Source organism: Sulfurimonas sp. (assembly GCF_047622445.1).
GTDB lineage: Bacteria > Campylobacterota > Campylobacteria > Campylobacterales > Sulfurimonadaceae > Sulfurimonas.
In genome coordinates, this window is sequence record NZ_JBLHOE010000007.1 from 19398 (window position 1) to 45117 (window position 25720).

At 33.8% G+C, this 25720-nt stretch carries 24 protein-coding genes; 4 read left to right on the forward strand and 20 right to left on the reverse strand.

Going from position 1 to position 25720, the window contains the following annotated elements; all coding sequences use genetic code 11:
• Nucleotides 1-94: 94 nt before the first annotated feature.
• Nucleotides 95-442, reverse strand: coding sequence for a hypothetical protein (locus ACI9TV_RS02780; protein ID WP_415249233.1), 348 nt, complete (start codon nucleotides 440-442; stop codon nucleotides 95-97).
• A gap of 248 nt (nucleotides 443-690) precedes the next feature.
• Between ACI9TV_RS02780 and ACI9TV_RS02785 the strand changes: the two genes are divergently transcribed.
• Nucleotides 691-2871, forward strand: coding sequence for an EAL domain-containing protein (locus tag ACI9TV_RS02785; RefSeq protein ID WP_415249234.1), 2181 nt, complete (start codon nucleotides 691-693; stop codon nucleotides 2869-2871).
• Nucleotides 2872-2929: 58 nt separating this feature from the next.
• Here ACI9TV_RS02785 and ACI9TV_RS02790 read toward each other — a convergent pair whose 3' ends face one another.
• The 3 genes from ACI9TV_RS02790 to ACI9TV_RS02800 form a co-directional block, all read right to left on the reverse strand.
• Nucleotides 2930-3862, reverse strand: a complete 933-nt coding sequence (locus ACI9TV_RS02790) for a hypothetical protein (protein WP_415249235.1) — start codon at nucleotides 3860-3862, stop codon at nucleotides 2930-2932.
• A 67-nt stretch (nucleotides 3863-3929) separates the two neighbouring features.
• Complete coding sequence (locus tag ACI9TV_RS02795; RefSeq protein ID WP_415249236.1) at nucleotides 3930-5075, reverse strand: NAD(P)/FAD-dependent oxidoreductase; 1146 nt, start codon at nucleotides 5073-5075, stop codon at nucleotides 3930-3932.
• Nucleotides 5076-5105: 30 nt separating this feature from the next.
• Nucleotides 5106-6212 (reverse strand): cytochrome b/b6 domain-containing protein, encoded by a 1107-nt coding sequence (locus ACI9TV_RS02800; RefSeq protein ID WP_415249237.1) that lies wholly within the window; start codon nucleotides 6210-6212, stop codon nucleotides 5106-5108.
• 195 nt (nucleotides 6213-6407) lie between these two features.
• Between ACI9TV_RS02800 and rimO the strand changes: the two genes are divergently transcribed.
• Both rimO and tilS read left to right on the forward strand, forming a co-directional pair.
• Nucleotides 6408-7721, forward strand: coding sequence for a 30S ribosomal protein S12 methylthiotransferase RimO (gene rimO, locus ACI9TV_RS02805; RefSeq protein WP_415249238.1), 1314 nt, complete (start codon nucleotides 6408-6410; stop codon nucleotides 7719-7721).
• On the forward strand, nucleotides 7714-8715 hold the full coding sequence (gene tilS, locus ACI9TV_RS02810) for a tRNA lysidine(34) synthetase TilS (protein WP_415249239.1): 1002 nt from the start codon (nucleotides 7714-7716) through the stop codon (nucleotides 8713-8715). The genes rimO and tilS overlap by 8 nt, the downstream gene beginning before the upstream one ends.
• Here tilS and ACI9TV_RS02815 read toward each other — a convergent pair.
• The 8 genes from ACI9TV_RS02815 to ACI9TV_RS02850 are packed head-to-tail and all read right to left on the reverse strand — an operon-like array spanning nucleotide 8698 to nucleotide 14258.
• Nucleotides 8698-9252, reverse strand: coding sequence for a hypothetical protein (locus ACI9TV_RS02815; RefSeq protein WP_415249240.1), 555 nt, complete (start codon nucleotides 9250-9252; stop codon nucleotides 8698-8700). The genes tilS and ACI9TV_RS02815 overlap by 18 nt on opposite strands.
• Nucleotides 9242-9796, reverse strand: a complete 555-nt coding sequence (locus ACI9TV_RS02820) for a hypothetical protein (protein WP_415249241.1) — start codon at nucleotides 9794-9796, stop codon at nucleotides 9242-9244. Before ACI9TV_RS02820 ends, ACI9TV_RS02815 begins: the two co-directional genes overlap by 11 nt.
• Nucleotides 9793-10824, reverse strand: a complete 1032-nt coding sequence (locus ACI9TV_RS02825) for a hypothetical protein (protein WP_415249242.1) — start codon at nucleotides 10822-10824, stop codon at nucleotides 9793-9795. Before ACI9TV_RS02825 ends, ACI9TV_RS02820 begins: the two co-directional genes overlap by 4 nt.
• On the reverse strand, nucleotides 10817-11659 hold the full coding sequence (locus tag ACI9TV_RS02830) for a tyrosine-type recombinase/integrase (RefSeq protein WP_415249243.1): 843 nt from the start codon (nucleotides 11657-11659) through the stop codon (nucleotides 10817-10819). Before ACI9TV_RS02830 ends, ACI9TV_RS02825 begins: the two co-directional genes overlap by 8 nt.
• A complete protein-coding gene (locus tag ACI9TV_RS02835; RefSeq protein WP_415249244.1) occupies nucleotides 11640-12095 on the reverse strand; it encodes a hypothetical protein in 456 nt (151 codons plus the stop codon). The genes ACI9TV_RS02830 and ACI9TV_RS02835 overlap by 20 nt, the downstream gene beginning before the upstream one ends.
• Nucleotides 12088-12708: a lysophospholipid acyltransferase family protein gene (locus ACI9TV_RS02840; protein ID WP_415249245.1), complete on the reverse strand. Its 621-nt coding sequence runs from the start codon at nucleotides 12706-12708 to the stop codon at nucleotides 12088-12090. Before ACI9TV_RS02840 ends, ACI9TV_RS02835 begins: the two co-directional genes overlap by 8 nt.
• A complete protein-coding gene (gene miaB, locus ACI9TV_RS02845) occupies nucleotides 12701-14005 on the reverse strand; it encodes a tRNA (N6-isopentenyl adenosine(37)-C2)-methylthiotransferase MiaB (RefSeq protein WP_415249276.1) in 1305 nt (434 codons plus the stop codon). Before miaB ends, ACI9TV_RS02840 begins: the two co-directional genes overlap by 8 nt.
• Nucleotides 14006-14012: 7 nt before the next feature.
• Complete coding sequence (locus ACI9TV_RS02850) at nucleotides 14013-14258, reverse strand: HP0268 family nuclease (RefSeq protein ID WP_415249246.1); 246 nt, start codon at nucleotides 14256-14258, stop codon at nucleotides 14013-14015.
• Between the two features lie 176 nt (nucleotides 14259-14434).
• Between ACI9TV_RS02850 and nusA the strand changes: the two genes are divergently transcribed.
• Nucleotides 14435-15577, forward strand: coding sequence for a transcription termination factor NusA (gene nusA / locus ACI9TV_RS02855; RefSeq protein ID WP_415249247.1), 1143 nt, complete (start codon nucleotides 14435-14437; stop codon nucleotides 15575-15577).
• A gap of 5 nt (nucleotides 15578-15582) precedes the next feature.
• Here nusA and ACI9TV_RS02860 read toward each other — a convergent pair whose 3' ends face one another.
• From ACI9TV_RS02860 to ACI9TV_RS02895, 8 genes are all read right to left on the reverse strand, one after another.
• Nucleotides 15583-16542, reverse strand: coding sequence for an ABC transporter permease (locus ACI9TV_RS02860; protein ID WP_415249248.1), 960 nt, complete (start codon nucleotides 16540-16542; stop codon nucleotides 15583-15585).
• 212 nt (nucleotides 16543-16754) lie between these two features.
• Nucleotides 16755-17501 carry a TorF family putative porin gene (locus ACI9TV_RS02865; RefSeq protein WP_415249249.1) on the reverse strand — a complete coding sequence of 249 codons (747 nt, stop codon included), beginning with the start codon at nucleotides 17499-17501 and terminating at the stop codon, nucleotides 16755-16757.
• Between the two features lie 258 nt (nucleotides 17502-17759).
• Nucleotides 17760-18152, reverse strand: coding sequence for a hypothetical protein (locus tag ACI9TV_RS02870; RefSeq protein WP_415249250.1), 393 nt, complete (start codon nucleotides 18150-18152; stop codon nucleotides 17760-17762).
• Complete coding sequence (atzF, locus tag ACI9TV_RS02875) at nucleotides 18145-19479, reverse strand: allophanate hydrolase (protein WP_415249251.1); 1335 nt, start codon at nucleotides 19477-19479, stop codon at nucleotides 18145-18147. Before atzF ends, ACI9TV_RS02870 begins: the two co-directional genes overlap by 8 nt.
• A 10-nt stretch (nucleotides 19480-19489) precedes the next feature.
• Nucleotides 19490-20377: a DMT family transporter gene (locus ACI9TV_RS02880; protein WP_415249252.1), complete on the reverse strand. Its 888-nt coding sequence runs from the start codon at nucleotides 20375-20377 to the stop codon at nucleotides 19490-19492.
• A 1-nt stretch (nucleotide 20378) separates the two neighbouring features.
• On the reverse strand, nucleotides 20379-21227 hold the full coding sequence (locus ACI9TV_RS02885; protein ID WP_415249253.1) for a sugar phosphate isomerase/epimerase family protein: 849 nt from the start codon (nucleotides 21225-21227) through the stop codon (nucleotides 20379-20381).
• Nucleotides 21227-24838 carry an urea carboxylase gene (gene uca / locus ACI9TV_RS02890; protein WP_415249254.1) on the reverse strand — a complete coding sequence of 1204 codons (3612 nt, stop codon included), beginning with the start codon at nucleotides 24836-24838 and terminating at the stop codon, nucleotides 21227-21229. The genes ACI9TV_RS02885 and uca overlap by 1 nt, the downstream gene beginning before the upstream one ends.
• A 90-nt stretch (nucleotides 24839-24928) precedes the next feature.
• A complete protein-coding gene (locus ACI9TV_RS02895) occupies nucleotides 24929-25711 on the reverse strand; it encodes an N-acyl homoserine lactonase family protein (RefSeq protein WP_415249255.1) in 783 nt (260 codons plus the stop codon).
• Between the last annotated feature and the right edge of the window lie 9 nt (nucleotides 25712-25720).

Genomic DNA, 25720 nt, shown 5'->3' on the forward strand with positions numbered 1-25720 from the left:
TTATTTTTACTCTCTCTTTAACATAAAAGTGGTAGTAAAAATGCTTGCAATATACCACTTACCTTACAAAGCTAAGTGACTTTGTTATATTGTTTTAAGATTTAATTATTTTTTCTTTCTCAGTGTGAAATTCTTCTTCTGTTAACAAACCTTTTTCTAACATACCTGAGAGCTTTATTAGTTTATCTGCTGAATCAGTTTTTACTTTATATATATCTGTATTAGCTGTTTTTATCTTTTCCTGAAAATACCCTTGAATATTCTCTTCAAGCCTACGTACTTCAAGTTTGGAAATTATTGTAATAATTATCCAAATAAACACCCAGATTCCAGCTGTAAATATGGATAACAAAAAGTGTAAAATATGATTTACTTTTTGTCTATCTACATCTCTCTGTGCTTGTTCAATTTTAGAATCTAAAATTTCTTTTGCGTATACCACATTTGCTCCCTAAATTTAACTTCATTAGTACATTATATTTCCTTAAAATTGAATTTAGCTTAAAAGAAAGGATATTGACAACGAAGTATCGATAACTTAAATCTAATTCATTACTCTTCTTATATATATAAATTATTTTAGTTTAGTTTTCTCTCTTATATTTAAACATAAAAAATTAGATATTGTTTATTTAAGGTGCATCGCAATATAATTATATAAACATAAAAATTTAAAAGAAGATAGGGAATATGGAGACTTTAGAAAATATTGACTTGCGAACTTGGCATCATATATTAAATACTTTACCTAACCCTATTACCTTAAATAAAAAAGTAATCGACACATATGGTAATTCTTCTGATGAAATAATATATATAAACAAAGCATTTAATACCTTTATTGGGTATGACTTAGAAGATTTACCAAGCAGTTCAGTATGGTTTAAAAAAGCTTACCCTGATAAAAATTATCGTAAGTATATTATGAAAGAATGGGATAGACTAGTTGAGCAGGCAGCGCTAAACAATACAAACTTACTTGGATTCCCAGCTAAAATAATGTGTCAAGATACAAAAGAACGCTGGTTTCAAATTACTACTAGTCTTGGTTATCCTATATCTAATGAATATCATATAGTCGTTTTTGTTGAAATTCGAACACCAGAAAACACGATACTTAACTTACAATCAACCACTCAAAAACTTTATGAAAGTAAAGAAAAGTTAGCAAATCAATTAAATCTAGTCCAACATATTATAAATACTGTTCCTGTGCGTATATTTTGGAAAGATAGAGAAGGTACTTACCTTGGAGCAAATCAGCTATTTTTAGAAGACGCTCAATTGGGGTCAGTTAATGAAATTATTGGTAAAAACGATTTTCAAATGCCTTGGGGAAAAGCTGAAGCACAGCTCTATAGAGACGATGATTTATCTGTTATGAATAGTGATAATTCAAAAATTAATTTTGAAGAATCACAAACAGATGATGTCGGAAATATTATTACAGTTTTGACCTCGAAAGTTCCTTTAAAAAATGAAAGTGGCGCTATATTTGGTATTTTAGGTACATATGTTGATATTTCTAAACAAAGAAAAGTAGAGAATGAACTAAAAGAACAAAAGTTAATTTTACATCACCAAGCACACCATGATCTATTAACTGGACTCCCAAACAGAATACTATTTAACGATAGACTGGAACAAGCAATAGAAAAAGCAAAAAGAAATCATTCAAAAGTAGCATTACTTTTTATAGATCTCGACCATTTTAAAGAAATTAATGATTCTCTTGGTCATAATGTTGGAGACAAAGTTTTAAAAATAGTTACGTCAATATTTAAAAATACAGTACGCGATAAAGATACAATAGCTCGATTAGGAGGAGATGAGTTTAGCGTAATACTCGAAGATTTAGAGCAAATACAAGATGCTTCTTTTATATGTACTAAACTGCTAAAAAGTTTGTCGAAATCAATGCTAGTAGAAAATCATAGCCTTTATATTTCAAGTAGTATTGGAATAAGTATTTATCCTGATGATGGCACATACTCAGAGAGTCTGTTGCAATTTGCAGATTCTGCAATGTATAAAGCCAAAGATGAAGGAAGAAATAATTACCAGTACTATGATTCTAAAATGACTGAACTTGCATTTGAGAGAGTTGTCATGGAGACAAGCCTTAGAACTGGAATAACAAACGAAGAGTTCTTAGTTTATTATCAGCCTCAAATAGATGCAAAGAGTAACAAAATTATCGGTATGGAAGCACTTGTAAGATGGAATCATCCAACGATGGGAATTGTTTATCCAGCTAAATTTATACCACTGGCTGAATCAACAGGCCTTATTGTAGAACTAGATAGATATGTAATGAAAACCGCAATGACAAAAATAACCAATTGGTATAAAGAAGGATTGAGCCCTGGGATACTTGCAATGAATCTCGCAGTTAAGCAACTTCAACATAAAGATTGTATACCTATACTACAGGATTTAATGAGAGAAATAGGATGTAAGCCTGAGTGGCTTGAATTTGAAGTTACAGAAGGCCAAATTATGAATAATCCAGAAGAATCGACAAATATTCTTCAACAAATAAGTGATATCGGAATTGAATTAGCGATTGATGATTTTGGAACAGACTATTCTTCTTTAGCATATCTCAAAAAATTACCTCTAGATAAATTAAAAATTGACCAAGCTTTTATTCGGGATTTACCTGATGATGATGAAGATATTGGTATTACGAAAGCAATAATAGCACTTGCTAAAAGTTTAAACCTAAAAGTTATAGCTGAAGGAGTTGAGACAAAAGAGCAAAAAGATTTTTTAGTTGCAAATGGTTGTGAAAATATTCAGGGATATATTTATGCTAAACCAATGCCTGCAAATGAGATGGAAAAAATGTTGATTGCAGGTTTAGAGTAGTTGAAAATATATACTCATCTTTACACAAGTATATATTATCTAAGAAAATAAAAACTAACTATTCAGTAAGCTCCGTGAGAATATCTTGAATCATACCATGAGTTTCACGAACAACTTTAGCTGACTTATCATCAGTAATATCAAGATCAGTTATCCAGTTATCTATTGATGGAAAAGCGATATGCATCATATCTTCACCTTTTTTCTTATACATAACTATTGAGAAAGGGGCATATGCACCTGCATCTGGATGCTCTTTTGACACAGGGAAAATAGCATTGAATCTAATAATTGAATATGTATCAAAAAAGTCATAGCCCTCATGCTCTAACTGATAAGACTTCGGTATTAAAAAACCAACAGGTCCAAGTTCACCCTCAAACTCTTCTTTAAAAGCATCTTTTGCATCTACAATTGTCATATCTTCTTCAACTTCTAATTCCATTTCAAAATCAGTCGTTAAAGATTTAGTTGAAACTTGTACATTATGACTTACTTCAAGATATTTACCATTTGGTAATGCTTTATGAAGTGCTTTATCAACTGAAGCAGCATAAGCAATTAAATCTGGATTAGTTACTGGAATTTTAGTAATTCTAGCCATACCTACTAAAGATAATGTAGAAACATTAATAGTATTTTTCGCCCCATCTTCATAAATAGACATAGACAATGGTGTTATAAGGCCTATGCTAGGATATTTAGTCATTAACTTTGTAAGCAATTCTTTATTGGTGAAGATAGCTAAGTTGTATGCTTTATGATGAATAAAGCCATATCTTTTCTCAAATATTGAGTTCATGTTATTATTTACATCAACCACTACACCGCTAGCATTAAAAGCTTTTTCAATACTCTTAGCGTTAATAGCACCTTTTGAATTCTCAACACTAAATATTCTAAGGTTTTGTGTATCTGCGGGACTCGCACAACATGCACTCATACCAAGCACTAAAAATGCACCTATAAAAACTGTCAAAATCTTTTTCATTTATATCCTTCGTTTATATTAATTTCGGGGTATTTTACTATATTAATGTACTAGTATCTCTTAAAGCTTATTTATTAATATCTCGAGCACAAACAACTCCACTAGAAAATGCCCATTGGAAATTGTATCCACCAAGTTCACCCGTAACATCTACTACTTCACCAATAAAATATAAGTCACTTACTTTTTTTGATTCTAAAGTAGTGTGATGTAATTCATCAGCTAAAATACCACCACGTGATACTTCTGCTTTAGTAAATCCAAAGTTTCCAGCTGGGGCAAATTCATAGTTATGAATCGCTTCTAGCTTTAGCTTTATCTCTTTACTTATCTTTTTACATTCTATGTCTTGAACTTCTATCGCTTGAAGTAATGCTTTAGAGAGTCGTTTAGGAAGTGGGATAACTGAACTTAGCAATTTTTTACTTCCACTTATAAGTTTAAAAATATTTTCATTAGGCAAAAAGTTTATACTCAATTTTGCTTTTTTCCAATAAAGAGACGCAGAAAGAATCGCTGGTCCACTTATACCTTTATGTGCAAAAAGCATCTCTTCTTTTAGCAGTTTTTCTTCTACTTTAATGTTTACATAACAAGAGAGTCCACTTAACTCTTTCATCCAAAATTGGGCAGGTTGTAAGGTCATCCCAACAAGAGCTGGTGTAAATTCTTTCACACCAATACCAAAATTTTTTGCGATACTAAGACCTATCTCACTAGCCCCTAATGTTTTGAAACTCTTTCCACCCGTTGCTACAACAAGTTTTTTAGACTTGATAATTCCACGGGATGTATGAACTTCAAACAATTCATTTTTCTTTTGCACACTCTGTACCGTTGTATTTAGCAAATACTCTGAATGTTTTGAGTTTTTCTTTAAAACATCGATGATCTCATCAGAAGAGTTTCTACAAAAGTAGTACCTGTTTTTTCGGATAACCGGTTCAACGTTATTTCTTTCTAGAAATGTGAGTAAATCATCTTTGGAATATGCTTTCAAAGCATGATCTACGAGTTCTACTTCACCATCAAAGTTATTTGAGCTTACTTCAACATTTGTGATATTACATTTACCACCACCAGAGATTTTTATCTTTGAGGCAAGTTTTGGGTTATTATCTATTATGGCGATATTTAAAGAGGTTTTGAGATGTGAGGCGCACATAAGAGAACTTGCACCACCACCAAGAATTAGGACATCATATATTTTCATTTCATAATTATACAAGAAAATACAATATATTTAATACTTAAATTTAATCTCAGTATCTTGTATCAATCCATCTCTTATTGTTTTATGGCATGTTCTACAATCAGATTTAATCCCATAGTCTGCTGCAAACTGCTCTTTAGTAATATCTTTATGTCTCTCTACCCAATAGTTTGTATGTGTAATAGCTAGGGGTACATTATCTTTCATCCTATCTAATATTTTAAGAGCAGCTTCTTTTGTTGAATGTTCAGCTGCATTATTCATTAAATACTCTCTCACTATTTGTGTTTCTTCTTCTGGCAGAGAAGCATCTTTTCCAAAATGATGTTCAAGATTATCCATCATCTTACTCCAAGATTTTTCAGGTAGTAAGTATGCTGGATATACCAAATGACACGAACCACAGCTTGAAGATGTTTCATAAGATTCACTTCTAAAATCAATTCTTTCGTTTTTATCTTCAGTCAAAATATTATCTGGATTTTCATAAAAATATGCTGCCAAAGATAGTGCAGAAACAATCCATACAACTCCAAAAAGATGTTGTATTGGAAGTAAGATAACATCAAAGTCTGTTCCTCTTCTTTTCCCCGTTGCCATTCCGAGTATGACATCTGAACCATTAAAGATTAAATTTAATATAACTCCCGTAATATGAGAAATAATAAAAATTAGGAGTACCGTCGTGGTTATTTTATGAAAACTTTCAGTAAAAAGCATCCAGTCACTATAGTTTTTATTTAAACTTGCAAATATACCACTGTTTTCTTGGATACCATAGAGTAAACTTCCACTCACAGTAACAAGAATCAATAAGTTCATTATTAACAATACATAAAGAGCTGAAGCGGGATTATGTCCCATATATTCTCCTCTCTCCTTATTAAAGTAATTTAGAAAATACCTAGGTACGTCTGGTATTTTTCTTAGTAAATCTTGATGTTGAGAGCATTTAACACTAAGAAATCCCCATATAATTCTATATGAAATCAATAAAGCGACAAGATAACCTGCTAAAACATGAGACGTTAATTGATTTTCTTTTTCTATTAGTAGATAAGCTGTTACAACACTCGTTATTAACATGATATGGAATATCCTTGTATATATACTCCAAATTTTCTTTTTTTCTTTCATTAATATTTACCATTTATATTTATTAAATTAAAATTATATATCTTCATAGTATTTCCTTCTTTAGAAGGAATATTATAACAAAAGAATAATTAAATTATATCATTAAGTTATAAATTAGGCTTTTCACTTCTTATACAGAAGCAAAAAAAGATAATTAGATATAATAAGAAAATAATTTAATTCAAAGTAGTAACTATGTCAAACAAACTCCACATCGTTTCTTTAGGGTGTACAAAAAATCTTGTCGATACAGAAGTCATGATGGGTAAGCTTCAGCATTTTGAGCTTACTGATGAAAGTGAAAATGCTGATGTTATCATCGTAAATACGTGTGGATTTATTGACGCGGCAAAAGAAGAGTCTGTAAACACTGTTCTTTCTCTTCATGAAGCGAGAAAAGAAGACTCTCTTTTAGTAATGGCTGGATGTTTAAGTGAAAGATATCAAGATGACTTAATGCAACAAATACCCGAAGTTGATATCTTCACAGGGGTTGGGGACTATGAAAATATTGATGAACTTTTAACAGAGAAAAAAAGTAGATTTTCTGATAAAGTATACCTTATAGATGGTGCTGAACGTGTAGTTACTGGTTCTTCGTATCATGCATATATAAAACTCTCAGAAGGTTGTAATCAAACATGTAGCTTTTGTGCAATTCCTTCTTTTAAAGGTAAACTAAACTCTCGCAACCTGGATTCCATTGCTAAAGAAGTTGAAGGCTTGGTAAAGAAAGGTTATTATGACTTTTCTTTTGTATCTCAAGATTCAAGCTCTTACCTACGAGATCAAAATGTCAAAGATGGACTAAGTCTTTTAATCCAAAGAATAGAATTAATTGATGGTGTAAAATCTGCAAGAATTCTTTACCTATACCCAAGTACTACAAGTATGGCTCTTCTTAAAAACATAGCGAAAAGTAAAGTATTTCACAATTATTTTGACATGCCAATTCAACATATAAATGATGATATGCTACGTATGATGAAACGTGGGTTTGGTAAAAATAAGACACTTGAACTTTTAAACTTTATGAGAAGTCTTCCAAACTCTTTTGTAAGAACAAGCTTTATTGTTGGACACCCAAATGAAACGCAAGAGATGTTTGATGAAATGTGTGACTTTGCTCAAAATTTTGGCTTTGATAGAGTAAATGTATTTTCATACTCTGATGAAGAGACTACATCTGCTTTTGATATGGAAGATAAGATTTCTGCTGAAGTTATTGCTGAGCGTGCTGATATTTTGGGTGCTATTACAGATGAGTGTATGCAAAAATCTTTATCCAAAGAAATCGCAACTGAGATTGAACTTGTTATTGATGGCCAAAGCGATGAGCATGAGTACCTTTTAAGTGCAAGAAAAACTCTATGGGCACCTGAAATTGACGGTGAAATATATATAAATGATAGAAGTAAAGATGAAGATTTAATTTACGGAAAAATATATAAAGCTAAAGTAACTGAATTAGTAGGAAATATTTTAACTGCTACTGTGGATAATGCTTAAAAATTCTTCCCTCACACTTCTTAAAAATAAAAAAAACCTCCTAGCATTTTCTGCAGGAGTAGACTCAACTGCATTATTTTTTTTACTTCGTGATGCTAACATCAGATTTGATATAGCAATTGTTGACTACGGTGTGCGTGAACAAAGTAAAGATGAAGTTCTCTATGCCAAAAAGCTAGCTCAAACATATGATATACAATGCTTTATTCATAAGGCAAAAAAGATTCAAAAAAACTTTGAAAATACTGCACGAGAGATTAGATACAATTTTTTCGCTACAATTATAAAAGAAGAAAAATATCACAATCTTATCACAGCACATCATTTAGGTGATAGATTCGAATGGATGCTTATGCAGTTTTGCAAAGGTGCTGGTTGTGTCGAGCTCGCAGGCATGAAAGAAAGCGACAAACGAGAGGCCTATACGCTCATACGACCTCTCTTACACCTTGATAAACAAGAATTAATACCTTACTTACTAGAACATAATATAAAATACTTTGAGGACAAAACAAACTTGGACGAAACAATAAAAAGAAATACATTCAGACATAAGTTCGCAAATCCACTTTTAAAAAAATTTCTAAGTGGAATTAAAAAAAGCTTCGAGTACATTGATGAAGATAAAGAAGATTTAATCCAGGAGATTGAGATTCAAATGATTGGTGAACTAGCCTATTTTCAAAGTACCCAAAATAAACGTGCTGATATTTTCGCCATAGACAAGTTTCTCAAAAAAAACTCTTACATGCCAAGTTCTAGCGAGAGAGACCTTTTGAAAAATAAAGCAGTAGCAAACCTTGGGAGAAGGTATTTAGTCAATCAACAACATGGATTTGTATTTATACTTCCATGTATTACTGAAGTACATACTATTCCAAAAGAATTTAAAGAAGAATGTAGAGTTTTAAAAATTGAACCGAAACTACGAAGCTTTCTGTATAAAAATCAGAGTGCCTTTGAAAGGGTAAAAGAACTACTTACTCAAGTTTGAGTCTGTAGTGTTACTATCCATTGCAATACCATACACTTTCATTGTAAAACTTGAACGTATCATCTCAGCTTCTCGCTTAAAATGGATTGGGAAGTTTATACTAATAATCCAATCACTTTTGTTGACTGCATCAAGAAAATCATAAAAACTTTTTGGTGAATTAATCTGAGATGTTGTGTTTACTTCATATACTGAAAATGTATTATCATTTTCAAGTTGGATTTTTTCTTCTACCTTTAGAGAATTAAAATAATTTCTGTGCATCTTCTCAAATCTTAGAGCATCGAAACTTCTATCAAAGGCAGCTATTACATTTCTGTTTTCACTTTTAAGATCTGTTAGTTGATCTAAAACATCATCTCTAAAGTTTTGATACTTTTTGAGTTCTTTATTCTCTTTTTTTAGATCTGCTCGTTTATTACGGTACTCTTTTCCCTCTGGAATTAAAAGTGCAAAAGCAAATACAAGTACGAAAAGAAGCAGAAATACAGATAGAGATAATAGATATAAATTTTGTCGTGAAATATTAATCTTCATATTCTACATCCTCTTCATATTCTTCTTCTTCACTCTCTTCTTCTTTATCTATATAGTTTGTCGACACAAAACGTAGCCATCCATTTTTAACTGGATAGAAGCTACTGTATGTACGGTGAAATATAGAACGAAGAGGAGCTTGAAGCATAAAGTTATAAATATCTTTATTTGGAGTAATACCATAAAGAACTAAACCGTTTTCCAAAAGCTTTGCTTCGGAGAGCGTGATTCTTTGTGGGACTAAATCAAACATATTTGATATAGAATCTTTTAAGACCGTATTTTTTGTAAATATACTTTCAGAAAGAACTTGTTCTTCTTGAATAAACAGAATATTTTTTTCTATGAGATTAATTTCACTAGATGTTTCTTCTCTGAGTTCAATAATATCTATTCTATCTTGAGTAAATCTATAATCTTTAAATACTAAAAAAAGATATGTGCAAAGTAACATAAAAATTGTAATTCCGAAAAAGACTCCAAGGAGCTGCATATCTGGAGTAAAAAGTGACTTTTTTCTTGGCTTTATATAACTATATTTCATGACAATTCCATCTTTGTCATATCACAAAGCTCTGCTGCTAAATTAACATGGCGTATATACACATTTAAAAACATCTCTTCTTCAAGATACTTTTTCAAATCTCCACTTACACCAACTCCATCACCGACATAAACATTTTCTATAAACTCACTCTCAAATTTTTCACTTTGGTAAAAATGGTTCACTGAATCTTGGATGAGTGAGAACCTTTGATAGTCCTCATTGAGACCACTACTCTCTTGAGTAGGAAATTCTTGAGTATCTTCACTCTCAGCGAGTTCTTCTTCTACATCTTTTGTATCATCAAACTCATCAATTTCATCTATAGAATCAAGGTCTGCTATATCTCCAAAGCTGTCAAGTTCATCTAAGTCATTTATTCCATCAATAGAATCAATATCATCCAAATCAATAGAATCTTCTTCATCAAGCATCCCATCTTCAATATCATTCCCATCGATAACTAAATCATCACTTAAAACTTCTACTTGCAAGTCAAGATACTCTGCAAATAAAAGCTCAGAATTTTCAAATATACTAAGAGAGAGCGCACCTTCTTCTATCAAAATAAACATCGCTAAGTGTGTATTTATTTTATCTTTGAAAAAGTTTGCCAAAATCAAAAATGGTGAAAAGATGAAATCTACACCAATTTTTTTATATACTTTTTCCATCTCGTACACATCAATCTTTGAAGTATAATATGTCCATTTATCATTATAGCACTTATACTCACTTGCACTTAAATCATAAAAGTATCCAGTCCTGTGCTTTGAACATGTTGGCAAGGCACCTTGCGAAGTTGAATTATCTAAAATACTTATATAAAAATATGGTGTTTCTTTTATATTCGATTGAATATATGCATGCATTTCAGTACTCAAATACTTTGTATCAAATTCTTCTTCGTATGAATGTACAATACCTTCTTTGTTTAGCATCTCAATGTATACAAGAGTTTTAGAAGGGCCTATAACAATGTTTACAAGAGCTTTGAGATACAGCCCTTCATAAAACTTGCTAAACATCATCTTCACTCATACATAAAGGGTGAGCTTTATTGTAATTTTGTTGCTTTAATGCACTCCCTAATTTTGTATATATTTGGGTTGTTGCCATAGAAGAGTGGCCAAGTAATTCACTGACATCAGAAATACGTGCATTATTGTTTAATAGAGAAGTTGCGAAAGAGTGGCGAAGTTGATGTGGCGTAACTTTCAAGGCAACCCTTTTGAAGACTTTAGTAATTATATATCTTAAACTATTTTCGCTTAATCTTTCGCCACTTTTTTCAAAAAGAAATTTATTTGGCTGTTTTTCACTTAAATACTCGTCAATTGATTTTTTTGTCTCATGTAAAAGTGGTATATCTCTTTGCTTGTTACCTTTACCTAGAACTCGAATCCATTCATTTGATATATCTTCAAGTTTGAGTGAAGAGAGTTCTGAGATTCTTAAACCCAGAGTATAGAGTATTGTTATGATTAAACATTCCTCTTTAGTTGATTTTTCTAAAGCTTGTAGTATATGTTTATGCGGAATTGGCTTAGGAAGTGTTTTGGCTACTTTTATTGTATCATCTGCTTTTAAAGTACACTTTATTTTATTGTCATTGAGATATGAAACGAAGGTTCGAATACTACTTAGCTTTCTCGAGATAGTCTTTGCATTAAGCTTTGCTATTTGTATCCGATATGGCATTAAGTCTATTAAAATGGTATTATTTTCTTCTATTAGCTGCACATATAATGCACATTCTTGAAGTGTTTCATCATAACTTTTAATAGTAAGGTCAGAATAACCTCTTAAGTTTTCTAATGATTCTAAAAATTGTTTTTTATATTTACTTAATAACTTTTTCAAGAAGTTTCTCAAACTTTTGATAATAATACGCGGAATCTTCAACCAGTTTATCATCCGTTATGACACTAGGAGCAAGCTTAATATAGGAAGCAATCATAATTTCACAAATAATCCTAATCTTTGCCTTATCTGCATCTGATATATACTTATGTTGTGCAATCTTATCAATCTGAGTGATATAGCTTTTACCCATATTAATATACTTTACATACTTAAGCGACGTTATAGACTGTGCCATTACAGTTGCTGCCATACGATTGTATTGATCCTCAGAGAAAGCTTCACGAGAGAGGACTAAAGCCTCTTTATATTTTCCAGTTTCAAAGTAATACTTTGCTTTGATTGATTTCTCATACGATGGGTTTACTAAGAAGTATATTCCCATCAACAACATAATTGATAATGCAACAACTGGAACCATTAATTTACTACTCATGAGATAACAATCCTTCTTGCACTAGTTTTTTAGCCTCAATTAAGGGGATATCAGTCACATCTATTAAATCACTGATATAATAGTTTATTATACCAAATGGTTTTGGAATTACAAATTTATCCCAAGAACCTAATTGCCAATACGAGCTTGGTTTAATCTCTACAAGTGTAATTTTAACCTTTGCTTTTTGTGCCATAACAATAATACCATCTTGAACAACATGTCTTGGACCTTTAGGACCATCAGGAGTTATCCCTAAATCATAGCCATTTTTTATCTCTTTAATCGCTGAGATAAGAGCTTTCACTCCACCTCTTGTACTTGAACCTCGAATAGTCCCAAATCCAAAAAAACCCAATGTTTTTGCAATTAAGTTTCCATCAAAATGTTCTGAGATAAGTAATTTCACATGAGGCTTTTTTCTGTATTTTGTATATGCATAAGGAATCATTAGGAGTTCACCGTGCCAACAGGCCATAATGAACTGCTCTTTACCAAGGTTTTCTGGTGCATGAAAAACCTTTTTATTACTTAGAGAGAGAAGTCGAATGAGAAGAGAAGCTATTACAGGTAGAACAATAACTCCAAGAAAGCGAAAAGTTTTTTTAAGCAATAACTTCGCCAGTTAAAATTGTTCTTCCTATTGTGGTAATTTTAACATTTCTAAATTGACCAAGAAGTTCTTCGCTTCCATTTACCTTTATAACAATATTATTATCACTTCTTCCAGCTACATGACCATCACGGTGAAGAGTTTCAAAGTAAACTCTATAAGTATTGCCAAGAAGTTTTTCATGGTTTGTGTCTACGATTTCATTATTAAGTGACTGTAAGAAAGCAAGTCTATCAGAGGCAACTTCATCATCAACTACATTAGTAAAATGCTCTGCTTCAGTTTGTGGTCTTGGAGAGTATTTGAATGAAAATATTTGATCAAACTGTACTTGCTTCATAACATCAATAGTTTCTTCAAAGTCTTCATCGCTTTCGCCTGGAAAACCTACAATAATATCTGTAGAAATCGTAGCTTCCGGACACATGGTCTTTAATTTTCCTACACGATTTAAAAACCACTCTTTAGAATAGCCTCTTTTCATATCTTTAAGAACTTTTGTAGAACCACTTTGTAATGGCATATGCATTGACTTACAAACTTTCGGGTTTGATGAGAATTCTTCTATAAATTCATCATCCATATGAAAAGGATGTGGTGAAGTAAAGCGAATTCGCTCTAAAGTATCAATCTTACTTAGCCTTCTTAAAAGCTCTGCAAAATTTACTTTTTCATGGTCTCCGGAAAAACGACGACCATAATTATTAACATTTTGACCTAAAAGAAAAATCTCTTTAGCTCCTGCACCAACTAAACGTTGGGCTTCTTTAATGATTAAAGAATCAGGGATAGATATCTCATCCCCACGAGTCTTTGGTACGATACAAAAAGTACAAGATTTATCGCATCCTATTGAGATGTTAATAAAACCCTTAAACGGTGAAGAGCGAAAATCTTTAAAAGCAAATTCACTCTCATCATAGTTTATATCTATCTCAACAGCTTTATCTTTATGTAAAACTTCACTTATTTTAGAAACATTTCTAGCACCTAAAACAAAGTTTACATAAGGTGCTTTTTTGATTATTTCTTCACCTAGGTGTGAAGCTGTACAACCACAGACACCTATTTTGGCACCTTTTTTCTTATGCTTGTTAAATCCACCAAGTTCACTGAAAAGTTTATGAACTGGACGTTCACGAACTGAGCAAGTGTTTATTAAAATCAAATCAGCTTCTTTGTAATCTTCAGTAGTAACAAAGCCCTCTTTTTCATGCAATTCAGCAATCATATGCTCTGAATCACGAGAATTCATAGCACAACCAAGAGTCTCAATAAATAATAACTTACTCAATATAGTTTCCCTAGTTTACGATGTGTACTTGGTACATGTATTCATTGTCTGAAAGACCATATTTTACTTCACTCATGTAAAAACTTTTACCTTTTTCTTCAAAGTGTCCTTGAAGTTCAAGTAAGTCTTTGTGAGAATTATCTCTATCAAAGTAAAAAATTACACTCTCTTCTTTTTCAACACTAGCTTCAATTTTAGCTAATTCAGCCTTTTTTGGTTTTTGTTCAATCTCTGTTCTTGCGAATTTTAAGTTCATCAAATATATCCTTAGTTCTTTATCATTTTAAAAGTTTTGCATTATACTTTAAATCTACTAAAAAATGTATTAAAGATGTTTTTATACTACTTTGGATATAATTCTCCTACTTCATAAGAAATCCCCCAAACTTAACATTTTATTTTTTGTGAAACAACCTGAATAAAGGCATATTAATGGAAAAAATATTAGATATTGCAGATGCAATCGCACATGAAAAAGGTCTTGAACCAGAAAAAGTTCTTGAATCACTTAAAACAGCATTTGTACAAACGGCCAAAAGAGTTATTAATAAAGATTTCGCTTTTGAAGCACAAATAGATGAAGATACAAAAACTATTAATCTTATCCAAATTATTACTGTACTAGCTGATGACAATGAAGATTTATACACAGAAGAAGGTGATGTAGACCCTGCTTATATGTCACTTAGTGATGCAAAAGCATATGATGACCAAGTAGAAGTTGGAGATCAACTTCAAGATGAGCATTCATTAGAAGACTATGGTAGAACAGGAGCTTCACAACTTCACCGTGAGATTGAATTTCACATCCAAAGACTTGTAGAAGATGAACTTTTTAACAAGTATAAATCTAAAATAGGAAATCTAGTCTCTGGTCGTGTAACACGAGTTGATGGACAACAGTCTACATATATAGAAGTAGATGAAGTAAGAGCTGTTTTACCTATGAAAAGCCGTATCAAAGGCGAAATATTTGATGTTGGAGATCATATTAAAGCAGTCGTTCGTCGTGTAAACATGGACAAAGAAAATGGTATCCAGATTGAGCTTTCACGTACTTCACCTAAATTTCTAGAAGCACTACTAGCACTTGAAGTTCCTGAGATTGCTGATGGTACAGTTATCGTTGAGAGATCTGCTCGTATTCCTGGTGAGCGTGCTAAAATCGCACTTATCTCAACACATCCTCAAGTAGATGCTGTTGGTGCTACTGTTGGTGTTAAAGGTGTTCGTATTAACGCTGTAAGTGATGAGCTAATTGGCGAAAATATTGACTGTATCGAATATACTGACATTACAGAGCTATTTGTTTCTCGTACAATGAGTCCAGCTATTATCTCCCATGTTGAAATTGTGAAAAATGCAGAGGGCGAAAATGAAAAAACTATCATTACTCTTCCCGCTGATCAAAAATCTAAAGCGATTGGAAAAAGTGGTATCAATATTCGTTTAGCATCTATGCTGACTGGTATGAATATCGAGCTAGTTGAAAATGATGCTACCACAAATGAAGAAACTGGTGAAATCCAAGAAAGTAAAGATGGCGTTGATGCACTAGAGGCTTTATTTAGCTAAATTATTTACGTTCGTTTCATATAAGGATTTAATCTTAAAAGGATTAAATCCGCTAACATATTTCCAAGTAATGTTAGAAACGAAGTAATCATCAAAGTCCCCATAATTATTGGATAGTCTCGAGATAAAGCACTCATAAAAAAGAGCTGTCCCATCCCTTCAATTCCAAATATTGATTCAAGTATTACACTTCCACCAATGAGTCCTGGTAAAGAAAGCCCAAGAAGTGTAATTATAGGTGGAAGTAAATTTGGCAATATATAATATCGTAGTAATTGATCCTTTTTTAAACCTCGAGAAAGTGCAAAATAATAATAATCACTTTTGAGAATTTCTAAAGTGAGAGAACGTACATAAATAATCATACTTCCAAGTCCAACAAAAATCATAACTCCTACAGGAAGCACTAAGTGCCAAGCCATATCTGTATAATAAGATACTCCTGTTTTTTCTTCGATGGAATGTAAACCCGATATAGGGAAGAAATCTAAGTTAACTGCAAAAAATATAATAAATAAAAGTGCTAGATAAAAAGAAGGCATAGAAAAAGAGACTAAAGAAATTTGACGAATAATATAATCTGTTTTTTTCTCATATTCTAAAGCTGCCTTTACACCTAAAAACAATGAGATACCAAACACTGCAATAAGCGCAGTAATATTCATAATCAAAGTAACTGGAAGACGTTTAAGTATCTCAGTACTTACATCTTGACCAGATACAAAAGAGATACCAAAATTAAGTGTAGCGATATTTTTTACCCAATCAATATACTGCATACTTAGAGATTTATCTAAACCATACACAGCTTTTAATTTTTCAATGGCTTCTTTTGTCATATTTGGATTAAGTTCACCTGCTCCAAAAAAACTATTTGGTGCGGAATGGATAGCTAAAAATGAGATAATTGATATTAGTACTAGCATGAAAAAAATATATGAAAGTTTTTTAAGAAGTGTTATCATAAAGGGATTATAACAAAATTGTGAAAGTATATTCAATTGTTTGAAAAAAAGAAGCGGTAGCGACTATCTACAACTCCTAAAACAAGGGGAAAAGAAGTAGTATGTCTCGATACTACTTCTCATATACGAAAACGATTGAAAAATTATATTTAATCTTATTTAGTATCTCAACCCGTACAAGGGAAAAGAATTGAGTACTAGGTTTATTTATTCTAGAAGCTTGTAGCTACTGTAAATACTAGGTTGTCTTGGTCTTTTGAACCACCATTAGCTTCTGACACTTCGAAATCCATACCCGTATAAGCTAAAGAATAATCAAACTTACCGAATGATTTTGCAAGACTAACTGAATAGTATTCACCAAAATTATTTACAGTTGTATTAAGTGTACCTTTATCATCATACTCACCATACGCACCATCTAAAGTAATCTCAGCTGGTAATGGAATAGATACACCAAGTTCCCAAGCATCACCTGGCTCCCAACCATTTCCAGCGTCATTAGCTACTTTATCAGTATCTAGACCAAGAGCATACATTGCACTTACAGATAAAACATCAAAGTCATACCCTAAAGTTAGATACGCTTCTGCAAAGTTTAAACTATCAGTATCGCCTGGATACATAAATTGAATAAGACCTACATCATAAGAAAACTTATCAACTTCACCTGCATATCCTAGATAAATATCAAATTCTGATGATGCCGTACTACCACCAGTACTACCATTACCAAAATCTACAGCTGAACCCCATACACCAGCATATACACCTTTATATCCTAAATCTACTCCACCTTGAACAGCTGGCGAATTAGCAGTTTGAGTCATACCTCTCCATACATAGTTACTTGTTAATGCAACATTTGCACTTACTTCTAAATCATCTGCTGATACACTTGTTACTACACCTGTTGTTGCTAATAAAGCAGCTACTATACTTAACTTGATTGATTTCATTTACTTTCCTTTAGTATATTTGTTATAGGAAAATTATAGCTGACTGGAGAGAAGATGAATACAGAAAAATGATTAAAAATTAATCAATTAACTGCTTATTTAAAAGGTTTCGATATTTGAGTAAATTGAATCATAGAAGAAAAGTCTTAACATCTAGTACTTTTCCCCCCCCCAACCAAAAAGCCATCTACAAGTGCAATTCTTGTACTTCTTTTGCACTTGTAACTTTCACACTTCCACTATATAAAGATGAGTAGTTTACTTTGTCGTAAGATACTCTCTCCAACCACCATAACCTGTAATCTCCTTAGCCCCAATAAGGTAATCACTCTCACAAAGAAAACCATACACTACACTCTCATCTTCAAGTATAACGCTTCCTATACATAAAGGTGAAACAATTTTCATCATAAAAGCCCCGAAATTTTCCAAAGGCATAGACCATACTTCTAACTCAAGGGATACTGCACTCTTTTGATCTCTAATCATTCCTGGACGTGCTGGGACTTTATCTGGAATATCAAAAAGTCTATAACCCTTAGCTGTTTTTGTGGCTTTGAGTAAAGTTGCATGTAACTCCACAAGTTGATAATTAAGAGCTAATCCGCTCATATGTGCACCACATACTGCTACTTCTATTTTTTTAGACATTGGAATCCTTTAAGATAAATTTTTCTCCTAACTCCATAAGCTTTCTATCCTCAAATGCTTCTGCAAAAAGTGTTACTCCAAACGGCATCTCATTTTTTCTAAATCCTGCAGGAATAGCAAAGGCAGAAAAATCAAGTAAGTTCATAAAGTTTGTGTAATAACCAAGATTTGAATTAAGTTCAACAGTATCTGCATTGACTTCATCAATAGTATAAATAGTTCCTGTTGTAGGAGTTAAAGCAAAATCGACTTTATCCATTAATATATCCGCTTGACGTTTATAAACTTTGAGTTTATACTCAGCATTAAAATAATCTTCAGCACTTTTTGTTTTTCCAGATAAAATAATAGTTTTTGTCACTTCTATAAAACTTTCGGGTTTTGTTTCTATCATATCTTTTAGAGCTACATAACGCTCTGTTACCCATGGTCCGTAGTAGAGAAGGTTTGCAGCTTCAAGCATTGGAGAAAAATCTATTTCAACTGCTACTCCTCCCATCTCTTCAAAACGCTTGATAGCATTTTTATACAATACCTCAGCCTCTTTATCTCCAAAGAACTTTAATTGATCTTCTTTTGGTATGGCAAAAGAAAAAGTTGTCTCCACACTCTTTTGTGTTTTTGGCATCACTCTTGAGTATGGATCCAAGGTATCAAAAGAGACTGCTACATCAAAAACTTCTCTTGCATCTTTGGTATCTTTTGCAAAGATAGAAACACAGTCAAGACTTCTACACGCAGGAACAACACCCGAAGTACTTAAAATACCTTTGGATGGTTTTATCCCTACAAGATTATTAAATGCAGCTGGCACACGTCCTGAACCAGCTGTGTCTGTTCCTAGTGAAAAAACTGCCATGTCTAAAGCAACACTCACAGCACTCCCTGAACTAGAACCACCTGAGATATATTTAGCATTTATACTGTTTTGACATGCTCCATAAGGTGAACGAGTGCCGACAAGTCCTGTTGCAAACTGATCAAGATTAGTCTTTCCAATAGGTATCGCACCTGCTTCAATAAGACAGCTAACAACATAGGCAGATTCTTTTGGCACATAACTATAATCAGGACACCCTGCTGTTGTCGGAATACCTTCAAGATCAATATTGTCTTTAATAGCAAATGGAATCCCATATAAAGGTAAAGAACTTGGTTCACATTCTTCAAGTCGTGTTAGGTAAGGCTCTAATTCACTATCACTAAGAGTATAAATCCAGATAGGGTTATCTTCATGTATTTTAATACGTTCTTTGATCTGCATTATTAGAGATCTCGCTGTAAGGCTTTTCTCTTTATAGGCTTTTCTTAAGTCTGAAATATTCATTATCTGTCCTTTAATTAAGTGTTGTCACTGGTGCGTCATCATTTTTGGTGCGAAAAGCTTCTATAAAAGCTGCCGTCATAATAAGTCCTCCACCCATATATTCAAGAGGTGTCATGATTTCACCTGCAATAAGTGTCGCTGAAATTACCGCAGCAATGAGCTCTAAAATAATAATAATTGAAGAACGTCCTGCTTCCATATGTGTCACACTCCATTGTGATCCAATGTTTGCTACAAGAAGCCATAACAAAGCATAAAGTGAAAGCATAAGCCATGCATTATCTTCAACTTCTGTAGGAAACTGTTCTACACCTGCTAGTAAAAATAATGTAGCAAGTGTGAAACAGCCAAAGAACATACTTCCTAACTTGGAGCTTACGGGTATAGCTTGAGCAGCTCTAAAAAGAAGATTATTCATAGCGAAGAAAAGTCCTGACACTAAGGCAATAAGGTCTATCCATGATGGAACGGCATTAAGTGCCTCAAAACCACCAAGAATTAAAAAAGCACCACTTATAGCTAAAAAGACACCTAAATATCTCCATCTGTCAATATGTTCTTTAAGAAAAATACGTCCACCAGCAACACCCCATACAGGGAGTAAATAAAAGAGTACCATCACACGAATAACTTCTCCATTTATTATGGCATAGGTAAAGGCTAGATTTGCTCCACCACCAAAAAATGCAATGAGAAGCATCATTTTTATATGTTCTCTCCAGATAGAGAAATTTTTAATAAGTAAAGGCGTAATCACTAAACTTAAAAGAGCATATGCCCAAAAGATCAGTGCTATTCCATCAATACCCATCTCATTAATTCCCTTTAAAGGTAACCATGATAATCCCCAAAGTATAGAAGCACCAATTAAAGCAAAAATAGGAAGTTTTTCTTGCATCTTAGTTCTGCTTTTGAAGATAATCATTGAAATGAGTATTTTCAGTTTTTGCCATCCATGTGTTTATCTCCCAAAGATCTGCTACAGGGACATTGGTAAATGGGAGTGTGTGTAGATATCCATCTGAACCAAATTCAGGTGTCATAGTTATAATATTCATACCTTTGGCCCTTTGTGAATCCCATGCAATCTCCCAGCACTCTTGATGAGAAAGCAGTGCTTCTTGATATTCAGGTGCAGCAGGATGTGGAACTTGTGCTCCTTGAGCGTAACCTACACGGGCATGAAAATGGTGTACATGAGGGGCAATTGCTTTAATAGTATCTAGCTCTGTATCCATTAAGCGTTCACAGACCACGCACCAGTGACTGATATCTAAAGTTAATTTCATATTTTTGACTGCTTCTACCATACGTTTAGTTACCCATGGAGTAAAGAGTGATCTACTACGGTGTGTCTCAAATGAGATTTCAATACCAAAAGACTCAGCAATCTCAATAGCCCCTTTAAAAAATATAATGCTATCTTCTTCACTCCAAGCATCACAGCCGCCCATACAGTTCATAAAACGAGGGTTAAGTTCTAGTGAGTTGTTTATACCTGTTGCAACATCATTAATATGTTCTTCTACACTGTGATGGCGTAAAGGTACAAAATCGCCCCCTGTGACTATTTCACCAATAAATGCAAGTTCATATTTTTCAAGACATTGCTTCCAGTAATCTCGTTGATCTTGATCCAAAGGTGCGCGTCCTTCAATACCTTCAAATCCAGCTTCTTTAGCTTCAATACAAGCTATTTCAAAGTTTCCTTCGAAACCCCACATTGTTTTAAAATTTTCGAGTTTCATTAGTCTTCCTTCTCAATCGGTTCTATAACAAAAAGCATCTTTCCTGCTGAGATATTTTCACCTTCACTACAAAGTACTTGAGTAATCTTTCCATGTTCTGGAGCTTCAATATCCACTTCCATCTTCATCGCTTCTGCAATAGCTAGAACTTCTCCTTCTTCAACTACATCACCGAGTTTAGCAATCACTTTCCAAAGACTTCCTTGAATCGGAGACTCAATAGCTTCAGCATTACCCCCAATTTCAATCACTTCTATTTTCTCTGTCTGAACATCTGCACTTTGAGTTGTGAAGTTAGCAAGTCCTGTACGTTCCCACATCTGACGTTCTTCTTCAAAAGCATCTTGCTGAGTCTTTTTGAAGCTCTTAATAGAACTTTCGTTTGTATCAAGAAATGCTTTATATTCTTTAAGTGAAAAACTTGTCTCTTGGACTTTTAATTCTACTCGACCTCGAGGAAAGTCTTCACGCATTTTATGTAACTCATCGGCGTCTACTTCATAGAATTTAATCTGATCAAAGAAACGAAGTAACCATGGCTTTTGCTCAATAAAGTTAGCTGTTTGACGGTAACGATTCCACATCTGTACAGTACGTCCGACAAACTGATAACCACCAGGACCTTCCATCCCATATACGCACATATAAGCTCCACCAATACCTACAGCATTTTCAGGTGTCCATGTACGGGCAGGATTATATTTAGTCGTGACCAATCTATGTCTTGGATCAAGTGGTGTAGCTACTGGAGCTCCCAGATAAACATCACCGAGACCCATGACTAAATAGTTTGCATCAAAAACAATCTTTTTTACATCTTCTATACTCTCAAGTCCATTCATACGACGTATAAATTCTATATTGCTTGGGCACCATGGAGCATTTGAACGTACAGTTTTCATGTACTTGTCAATCGCAACACGGGTAGATTCATCATCCCATGATAATGGTAAGTGTACAATTCGAGCAGGTACTTTTATATCGTCTGTTGAAGGAAGAGTAAGTTCCACCTTTTTAATACGTTCGATAAGATCTGCTCTGTCGCATATTTTTGGTTCAAAGTGAATTTGTAAAGAACGAATACCCGGTGTGATATCTGTTACACCTTCAATTGCAGCTTCTTTAAGCGCTTCCATTAGTACATGTACACGAAAACGTAACTCAATATCTAGCTGCATTTCACCATATTCAATAAGAATATTACTATCGCCTGATTGACGGATCACAATAGAAGGAAGATCTTCTTCACCTTCATCAGTATATAAAATCGGTGTTCCTATGGGTTTTGAATTTAAAAAAGTCGTCTCGTCATACGTTGTTAGCGTAGACAGAGCCTTTTCCTGTGCGACAATCATTTGCTTAGCTGTCTCATGTTCTATTGGAATAAATTTTACTTTATCTCCGGCTCTGAGTTGTCCCATCTTCCATAATTCTGCATTGACAATCGTAACAGGACAAACAAAACCACCTAAACTTGGACCATCAGGGCCTAAGATTACAGGCATATCTCCAGTAAAGTCCACTGCACCAATAGCATACGCATTATCATGAATATTTGAAGGGTGAAGTCCTGCTTCACCACCATCAGTTCTCGCCCACTGAGGTTTTGGACCAATCAGACGAATACCTGTACGGTTTGAATTGTAATGGATCTCCCAATCAGCTTCAAAAAAAGCTTTAATGTCATCATTAGTAAAAAAGTCAGGAGCTCCATGAGGTCCATAAAGAACACCAATTTTCCAAGTGTTAGCATATTCTTTGTGAGGTATTGTGGCTTTTGTTACTACTTCACCTTCTGTTTGTGTTCCAAGGTGTAAAACATCCCCAGAGATAAGAGTACGTCCAGCGTGACCTCCAAACTGACCTAGAGTAAATGTCGCACATGAACCAAGATATTGGGGTAAATCAAAACCACCACGAAGAGCTAAATAGGTTCTAAAGCCTCCACTATGAACTTTTTTTAGTTTTAATGTAGAGCCTGCTTTAATTGTAATCGCTTCATTCATATTGATAACTTCACCATCTAAAGAAGCATCGATTACTGCTCCACATAAAGCGATAACAGTATTACAATTAAAACGAAGTGTTGGCCCTGAAATAGCAATCTCAAGTCCCGATGCTTTGTCACTATTACCAACGATCTTGTTTGCATAACGAAAACTAAAGTTATCAATAGGACCCGATGGCGGAACCCCAATATCCCAATAACCTGTACGACCAGGGTAGTCTTGAACTGTCGTTTGTGTACCTGGACGAAGAACATCAATAGAATTTGCTTGATACTCAAAACTGTTTAGATATTTCGTTGTCTGTTCACCTTTTTTATAAACATCTGATCTAACAATAGCTCCTAAATATCTTAGGTTGCTTTCTATACCGTCTATAGCTGTTTCATCAATAGCTTGAGAGATTTTTTCTAAAGCCTCTTTTCTGTTGTCAGCTTTGACAAGAAGCTTAGCGATCATTGGATCATAAAAAGCAGAAACTTCAAGCCCTGTTTCGATAAAGGTATCACATCGTATATCTTTAGCAAAGTTTACGTTAGTTAAGATACCTGAACATGGTTGAAAGTTTTTAGCCGGATCTTCTGCATAAATACGAACTTCAATCGAGTGACCTTTTGGAGCATGTTTATACTCATATAGAGAAGGGTTTTTACCATAAGCTTGACGAATCATCCACTCCACTAAATCTACACCTGTTACCTCTTCGGTAATACCATGTTCAACTTGCAAACGTGTGTTGACTTCAAGGAAATAAAACTCATCAGTAGTCGTGTCGTAAACAAACTCTACAGTACCTGCGGAGAGGTAGGATACTGATGCTGTTAGACTTTTAGCTGCTTTATAAAGTGCGATTCTAGTTTCTTCACTAATACCAGGTGCTGGTGTCTCTTCAATCACTTTTTGGTTACGTCTTTGAACTGAACAATCTCTATCGCCTAAGGTTGCTATAAAACCTTTACCATCTCCAAATATCTGCACTTCAATATGACGAGCAAGTGCGACATACTTCTCTAAGAACATTCCTCCATCAGAAAAGTTGTTTTCACTTAGACGTTTAACCGACTCATAAGCATCACAAAGTTCAGCTTCATCGTAACACAGTTGCATACCAATACCGCCACCGCCAGCTGTACTTTTTAACATAACCGGATAAACAATACGTTTAGCTTCAAGCTTTGCCTCTTCTAAACCTGAGAGGATAGACGAACCTGGAAGTAATGGAACCTTATTGAGTTCTGCTAGTTCACGGGCTGTATGTTTAAGACCAAACTTTTTCATATGTTCGGTGCGAGGACCTATAAAAGTAATACCCTCTTTTTCACACTCATCAGCAAAAGCAGCATTTTCACTTAAAAAACCGTATCCAGGATGGATAGCTTGAGCTCCACTTTGTTTTGCAATATCTAAAATCTTTTGTGTATCAAGATAGCTCTCACTAGCTAAGCCTTGACCAATATAGTAAGATTCATCAGCAAGACTCACATGTAATGAATCCGCATCTGCTGCAGTATAGACAACTATAGAAGTTATATCCATTTTTTTTAGTGTTTTTATAACGCGACAGGCAATTTCACCTCTATTTGCGATTAATACTTTAGTAAACATTTTTTGTCCTTAGAGTTTAGTTTACGGGCCGTCCCGAGCGATATACTTTCATAAGCCGTCTTATGAAGTGAAGATCTAAGGTCTTCTACCTTAAGAAAAATACTTTGGAAAACAATTTTTTGATTCAAAAAAACGCATATCATGATTGGGCCAGATCTCAGCACCTGCCCGAATAGAGATATCTTTTAGTTTTCTAATACTCTCAATTGCCATTGCTTCATTATCTTTCCAACACAGACCTGGAGCAATCTCTTTATCAATATTTTCACTCAGATCTGCTGCATCTCCTGCGAGTAAGATTGGTTTACCCTTTGGTAATTCTATAAGCATAGACATATGACCTGCTGTATGTCCTGGTGTTTCAATGGCTCGAACCCCTGGCGCTAAGTCATACTCTTTGTCATAAATACGCCAATTAATCGGACAATCAAAATCTTGGGCAAAGTACGCTTCATCAGCTAAAGCTTTGGCTGCTTGAAGCTCTTTTTCATGGACATGCACTTCAGCATGACACATCTCACAGAGTCCTCCTGCATGATCAAAATGCAGGTGTCCACAAAAAACTACATCTACATCCTCTTTTTGCAAACCTAATTCTGCTAAACGGTTTGTAAGACGTTGTTCTTCACTCATCTTTGGCGGTCCAAAAGCAAATCCATCATGCTCATAAAACTGTTTACGTTTTATCTCATCCGCAATCTTGTTATAGTCACACCCAACATCATAAAGAATACGTCCATTGGCTGTCTCGATAAGATAAGCTAAAATAGGCGCATCGATAATAATACCTTTACCATGTCCACGTGTTGAGAGCGTTTTTTCATAACGATGGGTTCCTGTCAATATTGGCCAAAACTTCTTTACTTGCGTCATCTAATCCTC

Coding starts and splice junctions, on each gene's coding strand:
- ACI9TV_RS02800 (WP_415249237.1), bottom strand. CDS start 6,212: ATGAAAGAAAAAAAGAAAATTTGGAGTATATATACAAGGATATTCCAT.
- rimO (WP_415249238.1), top strand. CDS start 6,408: ATGTCAAACAAACTCCACATCGTTTCTTTAGGGTGTACAAAAAATCTT.
- tilS (WP_415249239.1), top strand. CDS start 7,714: ATGCTTAAAAATTCTTCCCTCACACTTCTTAAAAATAAAAAAAACCTC.
- ACI9TV_RS02880 (WP_415249252.1), bottom strand. CDS start 20,377: ATGCAAGAAAAACTTCCTATTTTTGCTTTAATTGGTGCTTCTATACTT.
- ACI9TV_RS02835 (WP_415249244.1), bottom strand. CDS start 12,095: ATGAGTAGTAAATTAATGGTTCCAGTTGTTGCATTATCAATTATGTTG.
- ACI9TV_RS02870 (WP_415249250.1), bottom strand. CDS start 18,152: ATGTCTAAAAAAATAGAAGTAGCAGTATGTGGTGCACATATGAGCGGA.
- ACI9TV_RS02860 (WP_415249248.1), bottom strand. CDS start 16,542: ATGATAACACTTCTTAAAAAACTTTCATATATTTTTTTCATGCTAGTA.
- nusA (WP_415249247.1), top strand. CDS start 14,435: ATGGAAAAAATATTAGATATTGCAGATGCAATCGCACATGAAAAAGGT.
- ACI9TV_RS02820 (WP_415249241.1), bottom strand. CDS start 9,796: ATGAAATATAGTTATATAAAGCCAAGAAAAAAGTCACTTTTTACTCCA.
- ACI9TV_RS02795 (WP_415249236.1), bottom strand. CDS start 5,075: ATGAAAATATATGATGTCCTAATTCTTGGTGGTGGTGCAAGTTCTCTT.
- ACI9TV_RS02815 (WP_415249240.1), bottom strand. CDS start 9,252: ATGAAGATTAATATTTCACGACAAAATTTATATCTATTATCTCTATCT.
- ACI9TV_RS02825 (WP_415249242.1), bottom strand. CDS start 10,824: ATGTTTAGCAAGTTTTATGAAGGGCTGTATCTCAAAGCTCTTGTAAAC.
- ACI9TV_RS02785 (WP_415249234.1), top strand. CDS start 691: ATGGAGACTTTAGAAAATATTGACTTGCGAACTTGGCATCATATATTA.
- ACI9TV_RS02895 (WP_415249255.1), bottom strand. CDS start 25,711: ATGACGCAAGTAAAGAAGTTTTGGCCAATATTGACAGGAACCCATCGT.
- uca (WP_415249254.1), bottom strand. CDS start 24,838: ATGTTTACTAAAGTATTAATCGCAAATAGAGGTGAAATTGCCTGTCGC.
- ACI9TV_RS02790 (WP_415249235.1), bottom strand. CDS start 3,862: ATGAAAAAGATTTTGACAGTTTTTATAGGTGCATTTTTAGTGCTTGGT.
- ACI9TV_RS02885 (WP_415249253.1), bottom strand. CDS start 21,227: ATGAAACTCGAAAATTTTAAAACAATGTGGGGTTTCGAAGGAAACTTT.
- atzF (WP_415249251.1), bottom strand. CDS start 19,479: ATGAATATTTCAGACTTAAGAAAAGCCTATAAAGAGAAAAGCCTTACA.
- ACI9TV_RS02865 (WP_415249249.1), bottom strand. CDS start 17,501: ATGAAATCAATCAAGTTAAGTATAGTAGCTGCTTTATTAGCAACAACA.
- ACI9TV_RS02850 (WP_415249246.1), bottom strand. CDS start 14,258: ATGAACTTAAAATTCGCAAGAACAGAGATTGAACAAAAACCAAAAAAG.